The organism is Oceanihabitans sp. IOP_32 (genome assembly GCF_009498295.1).
GTDB lineage: Bacteria > Bacteroidota > Bacteroidia > Flavobacteriales > Flavobacteriaceae > Wocania > Wocania indica.
On the sequence record NZ_CP040813.1, the window covers coordinates 3,358,611 to 3,370,701 of the forward strand.

The window sequence follows — 12,091 nt, forward strand, 5'->3', positions numbered from 1 at the left end:
ATATGAATAAAAAAAACTACCCCGTTTACATAGCCATATTGCTAGTAATTTCAATGTTTAAAGTAAAAACCAGTTTTGCTCAACAAACTCCGACATTTTCAGAATACAATTACAATCCTTTTATTATAAATTCTGCCTATACAGGTTTAACTGAAAACACAGAATTATCGCTAAGTAATTCAGGGCATTTCAATCAGTTTGAAGGCAGTCCTAAATCTTTTTCATTTAGTGGTCATGGGTCGTTTCGCAACCCCAAAATGGGAGTTGGTGCGGGTATTATAAGAGATGAAATTGGGGTTACCACCTCAACCCAATTTTTTGCTGCTTATTCTTATAAAATATTTTTTGATTTTGAAAGCGACCGTCCTGCTTGGCAAGTTTATAATCCAGGAGTGCTTTCCTTTGGGATAACTGCTGGAGTTCAACAATATCAAGATAATTTACTAGAATTAGGCATTTTAGACGATCCTAATTTTTCTGAAAATATTTCGACAACAATACCTACCATCGGACTTAGTTTTCTTTTCAATCACGCTGCATTTTATGTTGGCGTGTCTGCACCTAATGTGTTAGGTGATGCTTTAGCTTCAGAAGACATTGCTTACCTTAAAAATCCCATTTATGGGTATTTTGGATATCGCTTTTTTAATAATCGTTTTAGAGAGCTTATTATAAAACCAAATGTTTTATTAAAGTATGAGGACGGGGCACCTCTACAAGCAGATATAAATGTAGCCGTGAGTTTTAAAAACAAATTTGAAATTGGAACGGGTTACAGAACAAGCTCTTCAGTTAATTTTTTAGCAGGTCTTTATCTTTTTGATCATGTGCGTATTATCTATAATTACAATGTAACGAATAAGGACTCGCCTTTAGGAAATACGCACGGTTTTATTTTAAGTTATCAATTTGGAAGTGGATATCGTGTCAATTAAAACCTTTGAAGCCTTATCGATTCACTACTTTATAATCAATACGCATTATTATTCTGGATTCAATTGCGAACGCTTAAAGATTAGTCGTTTCTCCTCTAAGCTTCTCAAAAAAAATTAACTATAATAAACACTTTATCTGTTTTAAAACAATGGAAAAACAAAACTGTAGATGTAAAACAAATTAACACAAAATTAAAAGATTTAATAATTTAATTTTTTAACTTTGAAATATGTTTCAAATTACCCGAAAAATAACAGCTTTTTTTATGGCTTTTGTAGTGCTTATCTCTACAATGTCTTTTGCTGTTAATTTACATTTTTGCGGAGGTAATTTAGTTGAAACAGCATTATTTTCTAAAGCCGAGGGTTGCGGCATGGAAATGCAAAACCCTTCCACCGATGGTTGTTCTATAACTAAAGCCAATTGTTGTAACGACGAACAATTGGTTATAAATGGTCAAGATGAATTAAAACTAAGAATTGACACGCTTTCTTTTGAGAATCAAGTGTTTTTAGCTTCATATATTTACACTTATATTAATGGTTTTGAAGCTTTAGATAAAAATCTTTCTTCATTTGAAGCATACAGACCACCACTCGTTATCAGGCAAATCTACAAGCTTGACGAGACTTACTTAATTTGATTTTTTAGTAATTAGTTGTAGTGCAATTTTTTTTGCATTAGGACTTTTCTGTGTTTGATTTCATTTATAACGATTTCATAACACGCTGTACTCAATACCCTGTACTTAATACTCTATACTTAATACTTAGTACCCTGTACTTAATACTCTATACTTAACACCCTGTACTAATTACTTAAATCCCATTCTATGCTCAATAAAAGCATCAAATTTTTTATAGAAAATAAGCTCTTGGCTGTTTTGCTACTCGTTCTCTTTATAGGTTGGGGCACTATAAACGCGCCTTTTAATTGGAATTTAGGAATTTTTCCAAGTCATCCTGTAGCAGTCGATGCCATTCCAGATATTGGTGAAAACCAACAAATCGTGTTCACATCATGGGAAGGACGATCGCCTCAAGATATTGAAGACCAAATTACCTATCCCCTAACCACTTCATTACTCGGTATTCCTGGTGTAAAAACCATCAGAAGTTCTTCGATGTTTGGCGTATCTAGTATCTATATTATTTTTGAAGAAGATATCGAGTTTTATTGGAGCAGAAGTCGGATTCTCGAGAAACTAAACTCCTTATCTAGCGGTTTATTACCCGATGGTGTTAATCCTACACTAGGTCCCGATGCTACGGGATTAGGGCAAATATTCTGGTACACCCTTGAGGGCCGGGATAAAAACGGAAAAGTAACTGGTGGTTGGGATTTACACGAATTAAGGAGTATTCAAGACTATTACGTAAAGTATGCTTTATCTTCCGCGAGCGGCGTTTCTGAAGTCGCCTCCATTGGTGGTTACGTGCAGGAATATCAGGTCGATGTCAATCCAGAACTCATGCGCCAATACGATATTGGGTTACATCAAGTAGTAAAAGCTGTTAAGGAGAGTAATAAAGATATTGGGGCACAAACCTTAGAAATAAATCAGGTTGAATATTTGGTGCGTGGTTTGGGTTATATAAAGTCTATTTCAGACCTTGAAAATGCGGTGGTATCCTCTAAGAATTACACATCGATTCGCATTAAAGATATTGCTAAAGTATCCTTAGGCCCTGCCGCACGAAGAGGCATTTTGGATAAAGAAGGTGCTGAAGTTGTTGGCGGTGTTGTGGTGTCTCGCTATGGCGCAAACCCTATGGAGGTTATCAATAATGTTAAAGACAAAATTAACCAGTTAAGTGCAGGTTTACCCTCTAAAGTTCTGGCAGACGGCAGTACTTCGCAGGTCACTATTGTTCCTTTTTACGACAGAACAGAGCTTATTCAAGAAACCATAGGCACACTTAATGAAGCCTTAACACTACAAATTTTAATTACCGTTTTGGTTATTATCGTTATGGTTTTTAATCTTCGTGCTTCAGTTTTAATTTCGGGATTACTACCAGTTGCCGTTTTAACGGTATTTATTGCCATGAAACTGTTTGATGTCGATGCCAATATTGTCGCCCTTTCAGGAATCGCCATTGCTATTGGTACCATGGTGGATGTTGGTGTTATACTTTCTGAAAATATTATTCGTCATTTAGACGAGGAAAGTGAAAATGTCATTCCTACAGAGCGTCTTACGAGCGACGAGGAACGTGAGTTCAGCGAAGCTAAATCTCATAATGAGATTCTTCAAGCTGTTCAGAAAGACAAACGTTCAATAAATCAAATTGTTTATAATGCCACCTCAGAAGTTTCTGGTGCCATACTCACGGCGGTATTAACAACCATTATTAGTTTTATTCCGGTTTTTACTATGATAGGCTCTGAAGGTAAATTATTCAGACCTCTAGCCTTCACAAAAACCTTCGCTTTAATAGCTTCTATAGTGGTAGCCTTATTTTTAATTCCGCCATTCGCCGCGTTTTTATTCCGAAGAAAACCTACTAGGAAACACGTCGCTTTAATTATTAATCTCGCTTTAATTATTGCTGGAATTACTGGCGTGATTTACGGTTATTGGTTGGGTATTATTTTAATAGCTTATGGGATAGTAAACCTTCATAAATTATTTAATTTTTTACCTTTAGAAAACCTAGCTTTCGGAAAGACACTATTAGCAAAGGCAAATGGTTTGATTTCGGTAGTGGCCATAGTCTTTCTATTGGCAGAATATTGGAGACCTCTAGGCGTCGATAAAAGTATTTTTTGGAATCTCGTTTTTGTAGGTGTTATTTGCTTTGGCTTGTTGAGTGTTTTTACGATATTTAGAAGGTATTACACTCGTATTTTACGATGGTGTTTAGATAACAAATTATTATTTTTATCTGTTCCTTTAGCTCTTGTTATTGCAGGTTTTTTCATCATGAAAAACACAGGAAAAGAATTTATGCCGTCATTAAACGAAGGTTCTTTTCTTTTAATGCCCACCTCTATGCCGCACTCTGGAATAGAAGAAAATAAACGCGTTTTACAGCAGTTGGATATGGCCGTGGCCAGTATTCCAGAAATTGAATCTGTCGTGGGTAAAGCTGGTAGAACCGAATCGGCTTTAGATCCCGCGCCACTTTCTATGTATGAAAACATTATTCAGTATAAACCTGAATATATGCTAAATGACAATGGTGAACGTCAACGTTATAAAGTCAATGATGATGGTTTGTTTGAATTAAAAACGAATGTCATTCCGACAGAGCGAGGAACGAGCAATGAGCAATCTCATCAAGAGATTCTTAAAGATGATCAGAATGATGAAGCAACACGTTACATTGCTTCTGGAAATTCTGTTAAAAGGTCTCAACTAATTGAAGACAAAAACGGCGAATTCTACCGCAACTGGCGACCAGAAATTAAATCGCCAGATGATATTTGGAACGAAATTGTACGTGTTACCAAATTACCAGGCGTAACATCGGCTCCAAAACTACAACCTATTGAAACCCGTTTGGTGATGCTTCAAACCGGCATGCGAGCACCAATGGGAATTAAGGTAAAGGGTCAAGATTTAAAACAAATTGAAGCCTTTGGCGTACAATTAGAAACGATTATTAAAGAAGCCGAAGGCGTTAAAAAAGAAGCCGTTTTTGCAGACCGCATCGTAGGTAAACCGTATATGTTAATTGATATTAATAGGGCTAACATTGCGAGATATGGGGTTTCTATACAAGACGTACAAGATATATTACAGGTGGCCGTTGGTGGCATGGTACTAACCCAAACTGTTGAAGGCAGAGAGCGCTATGGTGTTCGTGTACGTTATCCGCGAGAATTACGTGCTAATCCATCCGATTTAGAGCAAATTTACATACCCAGCGCTACTGGTAACCCTGTTCCATTAAGTAAACTTGCCGCTATTCGTTATGAGCAAGGGCCTCAAGTAATAAAAAGTGAAGACACCTTTTTAGTCGGTTATGTACTATTTGATAAATTAGACGGTTTTGCAGAAGTTACGGTGGTCGAAAATGCACAAGCTTTAATTCAACAAAAAATTGATTCTGGGGAAATAATCGTTCCAAAAGGTATCAATTACCAATTTACTGGAACCTACGAAAATCAACTGCGAGCCGAGAAAACCTTATCGGTTGTTGTGCCTTTAGCTTTAGCCATTATTTTTATAATCCTGTACTTTCAATTTCGCTCGGTAACCACATCTTTAATGGTGTTTACCGGCATTGCAGTGGCTTTTGCTGGAGGATTTATCATGATTTGGCTCTATGGTCAGGATTGGTTTTTAAATTTTAATTTCTTTGGCGAAAATATGCGCGACTTGTTCCAAATGCATCCTATTAATTTAAGTGTTGCCGTTTGGGTTGGGTTTATTGCACTTTTCGGAATTGCTACCGATGATGGTGTGGTTATGGCCACCTATTTAACCCAAACTTTCGAAAAAAACACACCAGAAAACAGAAGCGAAATTAGAGCATCTATTGTCGAAGCCGGAGAAAAACGAATCAGACCCTGTTTAATGACTACAGCAACCACCATTTTAGCTTTATTACCAATTTTAACCTCCACAGGTCGAGGAAGTGATATCATGATTCCTATGGCAATCCCGAGTTTTGGAGGCATGCTAATTGCGCTGATTACGTTGTTTGTAGTGCCCGTTTTGTATAGCTGGAGAGCGGAGTTGGTTATATATAGAATAAAGAAAAAAGAGAATAGAGAATAGACTAAAATAATCTACAATGAGAAACCTTAATTTACAAATTATCCGAAAAGCTGTCTTAATTCTTTGTTCTTTATTCTTTGTTCTTTCATCTCAAAGTCAAGAACTAGAAACACTAATAAATGAAGCGCTTGCAAACAGTCCTGAAATCCAAAAATTCGATTTAAAATATAAAATTGCTTCCGAAAAGGTAAACGAAGTCAATAGCTTACCAAACACCGAATTTAACTTGGGAGTTATGGCTGTAAAACCTGAAATGGACATGCCTATGGAACGTTTTCGAGTTTCTGTCATGCAAATGCTACCTTGGTTTGGTACCATAACAGCTAGAGAGAATTATGTCACATCTATGGCTGATGCGCAATATATAGACATCACCATCGCAAAACGAAAATTGGCACTTTCTGTGGCGCAATTCTATTATCAACTTTACGAAATAAGTGCGAAGCAAAAGGTTTTAGATAAAAATATTTCACTCTTACAATCCTATGAGCAGCTAGCGCTCACTTCGGTGGAGGTAGGCAAAGCATCAGCCGTAGATGTCTTACGATTACAGATTAGACAAAACGAATTGCTGCAAGAAAAAGACGTATTAATTCAACAATATAAAGGCATACAAGCAGCTCTAAATAGTGCCATGAATCGAGACTACAATAAAGAGGTATTTGTGGTGTCTTCACTAGAAATACCTGAAAATGATAATTTCTTTAGTTTTGATAGCCTTTCCGTAAACCCAGAATTACTTAAATATGATAAATTATATCAATCTGTGGAACAATCCGAATTGTTAAACCAAAAAGAAAGTGCACCCATGATAGGTATTGGTGTGGAATATATTAATCAAGATAATAGTCCCATGATAACCAGTTCGTATAAAGATATGGTCATGCCTATGTTATCGGTCTCTATACCCATTTTTAATAAAAAGTACCGTTCGCAAAGCAAGCAAAATGAATTTCGAAAACTGGAAATTCAATCTCAAAAAGAACACCGTTTAAATACACTAGAAGCGGAATTATCTAAAGCGATCTCAAATCGAAATCAGTCGAGAATTAAATTTATCACGCAACAGAAAAACCTAAAGCAAGCTAAAGATGCTGAAACTATTTTAATTAAAAGATATGAGACTGGAACGATTGATTTTAATGCTATTTTAGATATTCAGGAGTTACAGTTAAAATTTGAAATGAATCAAGTGGAATCGCTTAAAAATTATTATGCTAAAACTGCGATTATCAATTATTTAACCAATTGATTTTCGTATTTTAAGGTTGAGCAGTCCTAATAGGTTTTTGAAATCTGTTAGATCTAAACTAAATTATTAACATTAAAAACAAAGTATTATGACCTATTATTTTAACAAAACAGTAAAAGGAAATTTTAATGACACCATAGAAAAGGTAACAGAAGCACTTAAAACAGAAGGTTTTGGTGTTTTAACCGAAATTGATATTAAAGCAACACTCAAAAATAAACTAGATGTTAATTTTAATGACTACAAAATTCTGGGTGCATGCCAACCATCGTATGCGCACAAAGCCTTGTTGACAGAAAATAAGATTGGCACCATGTTGCCTTGTAATGTGATTGTTCAGAAATTAGATTCTGGAGATATTGAAGTATCAGCAGTAAATCCTATGGCTTCTATGCAAGCTGTAGATAACGCTGATTTAAAAGTGATTGCCGAGGAAATTACAAATAAATTAAAATCGGTTATTGATAAGTTGTAATGAACAGACCTCACAGGTTTCAAAAACCTGTTAGGTCTAAACCATTAAATAATAATAAAATGAAACATCAACCTTTTGAACCTGGACATTTTTTCCACCTATACAATAGGGGGAATAATAATGAAAACATTTTTTTAGAACAAGAAAATTACAGGTATTTCTTGGTCTTGATGAAAAAATATATAGTTACAGTAGCTAATGTTTATAGCTATTGCTTACTCCCAAATCATTTTCATATTATTATAAAATTCAAAGAAGAATCGCAACTAGAAGCAGATATTAAGAATAAGAAAAACAGTTTACACCAAGCCATTTCGAATATGATGAATGCCTATACTAAAGCCATTAATAAAAGGTATAATAGAAGAGGGAGCTTGTTTCAGGAGCATTTGAAGCGCGTAAAAATTACAGAAGAAAATTATTTAAGAAACCTTGGTGTATATGTAAATACAAATGCTACCCATCATCAAATTGAAGATTATAAAACATATCCACATTCATCTTATAGTGCTTTGATAAGCCATCAAGAAACATTGATAAAACGGGATGAAGTTATAGAACTGTTTAGCGATGTGGATAATTTTAAACATGTATTGCATTGCAAAAAACTAGATATTGAAAAAATACAGGAATTAATTTTAGAATAAAAAAAAAGAATCCAGACCTAACAGGTTTCAAAAACCTGTTAGGTCTAAGGTACAAGAAAAATGACACGTACGCTAATTATAAAAAACATGGTTTGTAACCGTTGTAAAACAATTGTTAAACAGTTGTTAGACAATGAAAACTTCGAGGTTATATCTCTAGAGTTGGGTAAAGCTGTTGTTAATAAGGCTGAAAAAAACGACTATACTAAGCTGGAAAAACGTTTAAATAAAGAAGGTTTTGAACTGATTAAGACTTCTTCTGAATTTTTAGTCGAACAAATTAAAATTCGACTCATAGAAAATATAAATAAATCGAACACTGAACTTATGCCGTCTCAATTAGCTGAAGAATTAGGAAAAACCTATTCAGTTGTAAGTAAAACTTTTAGTAAATCTGAAGGCATTACACTTGAGAAGTATGTTATACGTCTAAAAATTGAAAAAGTAAAAGAATTAATTCAGTTAAAGCAGTTAAATTTTTCAGAAATAGCGCATAGATTAAATTATAATACCAGCAGTCATTTAGCTAAACAGTTTAAAAACATTACGGGAATGTCGATGAGTGAATATCAGAAATTACAAGATTGGGACAGAAAATCTCTAGACCAAATTGTATAAACTTTATGCAGAATTAGAAAAATGAGTTTCAATAGATTCATGTATTTTGGTTGATTAATAAAAAATGAATTTAAAAAAATGATACATACCTAACAGGTTTTTGAAACCTGTTAGGTCTAAAATACGACAAACATGACACACACATATCACATCCATGGCATGACCTGCAACGGTTGTCGCAGTCACGTTGAGAACCTGCTCTCAAAAGTAGAAGGTGTTTTAAAAGCCACTGTTAATTTAGAAAAGGCAGAAGCTACTATTGAAACGGATTCGCATATTCCTATTGAAACCTTTCAAAAGGCTTTAAAAAAAGATGGAGACACCTATAGCATTCATAATTTGGCAGAAAAGGATGAGGGTTCCACTTCCGTGGGAATTAAAAACACATATCACATACATGGCATGACCTGCAACGGTTGCCGCAGTCACGTTGAAAACCTGCTCTCAAAAGTAGAAGGTGTTTTAAAAGCCACTGTTAATTTAGAAAAGGCAGAAGCTACTATTGAAACGGATTCGCAGATTCCTATTGAAACCTTTCAAAAGGCATTAAAAAAAGATGGAGGCACCTATAGCATTCATAATTCTGGTGAAGCGCATGCAGAGTCAGACCTAACAGGTTTTAAAAACCTGTTAGGTCTAGAAAAACCAAAAGGTAAAGGTACTGGCGTATTTTATTGCCCCATGCACTGCGAAGGCGATAAAACTTATAATAAAGCCGGCGATTGTCCGGTCTGCGGAATGGATTTGGTAGAAGAACAAAATCTATCAACTAGCTATTCAGAGCAATGGACTTGCCCAATGCATCCAGAGGTTGTTAAAGATGAAGAAGGCTCTTGCCCTATCTGTGGTATGGATTTAGTGCCCATGCAACCAGAATTGTCATCAGAAGAAAAAACCTACAAAAAATTATTGAAAAAATTCTGGTTAGCTTCAGCATTCACCTTGCCCATCTTCATTATTGCGATGAGTGAAATGATTCCCAACAATCCATTATACCGTATCCTGGAGCAAAAACATTGGAATTGGATTCAGTTTGCATTATCCATACCAGTCGTGTTTTATGCGACATGGATGTTTTTTGAACGCGCCTACAGAAGTATCAAAACCTGGAACTTAAACATGTTCACGCTTATTGGCATTGGTGCGGGTGTGGCTTGGATATTTAGTGTATTTGGCTTGTTTTTTCCAGCGTTTTTTCCGGAGCAGTTTTTATCAGAATCTGGCGCAGTTCACGTATATTTTGAAGCCGCAACCGTAATTTTAACCCTTGTGCTCTTGGGGCAACTGCTAGAAGCTCGAGCGCATAGTAAAACCAATTCGGCAGTCAAAGAATTATTAAAATTGGCTCCAAATAAAGCTATAAAGGTGGTGAACGGTGAAGATGTCGAGGTTAGCATCGATAAAATAGAATTAAACGATATTTTAAAAGTAAAACCAGGCGATAAAATTCCTGTAGATGGTTCGATAACCGAAGGCAAAACCACTATTGATGAGTCTATGATTACTGGCGAACCCATTCCAGTAAATAAATCTGAAGGCGATAAAGTAAGCAGTGGCACCATAAATGGCAATCAAGTTTTTTTAATGCAGGCCGAGAAAGTGGGTAGCGATACCCTTCTCTCTCAAATTATTCACATGGTAAATGATGCGAGTAGAAGTCGTGCCCCAATTCAAAATCTAGCCGATAAAGTATCAAGTTATTTCGTGCCTATCGTCGTATTAATTTCAGTGATAACTTTTGCTGTGTGGGCTATTTTGGGGCCAGAACCCGCAAATGTTTATGCCTTTGTGAATGCTATCGCAGTCTTAATTATTGCCTGCCCCTGCGCCTTAGGCTTAGCAACACCAATGTCTGTTATGGTGGGTGTTGGTAAAGGCGCTCAAAATGGCGTGCTCATTAAAAATGCCGAAGCCCTAGAAAAAATGGACAAGGTCGATACCTTAATTGTGGATAAAACTGGCACCATTACCGAAGGAAAACCAACTGTTGAACAAGTTGCTGCTTTTGGTAATGATTATTCCGAAGAGAAAGTTCTGCAATATATCGTATCCTTAAATAGCAATTCTGAACATCCATTAGCCCAAGCTACTGTAAAATATGGAAAAGAACAGAATACCAAGGTGTTAAAATCTGAAGAATTTAGCGCCGTTACGGGTAAAGGTGTTGAAGGAAAAATTAGCGGTAAACGGGTAGCATTAGGCAATCCAGAAATGATGAATCATGCAAAGGCCGAAATTTCTTCAAAAATGGAGGAAGCAACAAAAACCCATCAAAAACAAGGGAAAACGGTGTCTTTCATAGCCATTGACGAAGATGTTGTGGGCTATATTGTAATTGGCGATAAAATCAAAACCACAAGTACCAAAGCCATTAAAGCACTTCAAGATAAAGGCATAGCTGTTATTATGCTTACAGGCGACAACCACAATACCGCACAAGCCGTTGCTACAGCATTAAATTTAGCCGATTTTAAAGCCAGTATGCTACCAGAAGACAAGTTAAAGGAAGTCGAAAAACTACAAGCTCAAGGCAAGGTAGTCGCTATGGCTGGAGATGGCATTAACGATGCGCCAGCATTAGCAAAAAGTGATGTGGGCATTGCTATGGGAACAGGAACCGATGTCGCTATAGAAAGTGCCTCAATTACTTTAGTTAAAGGCGATTTACACGGTATTGTAAAAGCCAAAAATTTAAGTCACCAAGTCATGAAAAACATCAAACAAAATCTGTTTTTCGCATTGGTATACAACACATTAGGCGTTCCAATAGCAGCAGGTGTCTTATTTCCCTTTTTCGGATTATTACTGTCGCCCATGATTGCGGCATTAGCCATGAGTTTTAGCTCGGTCTCTGTTATTGGAAATGCGTTGCGATTACGAAAGACAAAAATTTAATTTTAAAACCAAATGACAATGGAAAACTCAGAACATAGTAAGCATTACAAAACCTTTTTTATCATGTTGGGTTGCTCATTTGTGGCCATGTGCGTCACCATGTATTTAAACACCTATACCATAGACCACGTTTATTTTAGTCTAACACGTTTTTATATGACCTGTTTAGGAATTTCAACCATGGCAGTTATTATGTGGTTTTTTATGCGCCACATGTATAACAATAAAAGAAAGAATATAGCCATTCTTGTGGGGAGTTTTATACTTTTTGTGAGTGCGTTAAGCTTGGTTAGAACACAAGCACCAATTGTTGGAGATGTACTTTGGTTAAAAGGGATGATTCCCCATCATTCCATTGCTATTTTAACTAGCCAGCGTGCCGATATTCAAGATCCAGAGGTTAAAAAATTAGCCAATGATATTATTGAAGCCCAACGTAAAGAAATTGAGGAAATGAAAGTTATGATTAAACGATTAGAAAACGAAAAATAGATTGATTTGGGCGCTCGAGCGGGCTTTTCGTTGCAATCTTTTTTGTC

General features: G+C 35.9%; 9 protein-coding genes. All 9 read left to right on the top strand.

The window, feature by feature from the left end; all coding sequences use genetic code 11:
- The first annotated feature begins 2 nt into the window (after positions 1-2).
- The 9 genes from FEZ18_RS14100 (at position 3) to FEZ18_RS14140 (ending at position 12,044) form a co-directional block, all read left to right on the top strand.
- Positions 3-935 carry a PorP/SprF family type IX secretion system membrane protein gene (locus FEZ18_RS14100; protein ID WP_153268916.1) on the top strand — a complete coding sequence of 311 codons (933 nt, stop codon included), beginning with the start codon at positions 3-5 and terminating at the stop codon, positions 933-935.
- Between the two features lie 230 nt (positions 936-1,165).
- On the top strand, positions 1,166-1,579 hold the full coding sequence (locus FEZ18_RS14105) for an HYC_CC_PP family protein (RefSeq protein WP_228122775.1): 414 nt from the start codon (positions 1,166-1,168) through the stop codon (positions 1,577-1,579).
- 189 nt (positions 1,580-1,768) lie between these two features.
- Positions 1,769-5,665 (top strand): efflux RND transporter permease subunit, encoded by a 3,897-nt coding sequence (locus tag FEZ18_RS14110; RefSeq protein ID WP_153268917.1) that lies wholly within the window; start codon positions 1,769-1,771, stop codon positions 5,663-5,665.
- Between the two features lie 16 nt (positions 5,666-5,681).
- Positions 5,682-6,917: a TolC family protein gene (locus FEZ18_RS14115; protein WP_153268918.1), complete on the top strand. Its 1,236-nt coding sequence runs from the start codon at positions 5,682-5,684 to the stop codon at positions 6,915-6,917.
- Between the two features lie 88 nt (positions 6,918-7,005).
- On the top strand, positions 7,006-7,392 hold the full coding sequence (locus tag FEZ18_RS14120; RefSeq protein ID WP_153268919.1) for a DUF302 domain-containing protein: 387 nt from the start codon (positions 7,006-7,008) through the stop codon (positions 7,390-7,392).
- A gap of 59 nt (positions 7,393-7,451) precedes the next feature.
- Positions 7,452-8,039, top strand: a complete 588-nt coding sequence (locus tag FEZ18_RS14125; RefSeq protein WP_228122777.1) for a transposase — start codon at positions 7,452-7,454, stop codon at positions 8,037-8,039.
- Positions 8,040-8,099: 60 nt separating this feature from the next.
- Positions 8,100-8,657: a helix-turn-helix domain-containing protein gene (locus FEZ18_RS14130; RefSeq protein ID WP_153268920.1), complete on the top strand. Its 558-nt coding sequence runs from the start codon at positions 8,100-8,102 to the stop codon at positions 8,655-8,657.
- 132 nt (positions 8,658-8,789) lie between these two features.
- Positions 8,790-11,552 (top strand): heavy metal translocating P-type ATPase, encoded by a 2,763-nt coding sequence (locus tag FEZ18_RS14135; protein WP_153268921.1) that lies wholly within the window; start codon positions 8,790-8,792, stop codon positions 11,550-11,552.
- A gap of 18 nt (positions 11,553-11,570) precedes the next feature.
- Complete coding sequence (locus tag FEZ18_RS14140; protein WP_153268922.1) at positions 11,571-12,044, top strand: DUF305 domain-containing protein; 474 nt, start codon at positions 11,571-11,573, stop codon at positions 12,042-12,044.
- Positions 12,045-12,091 lie beyond the last annotated feature (47 nt).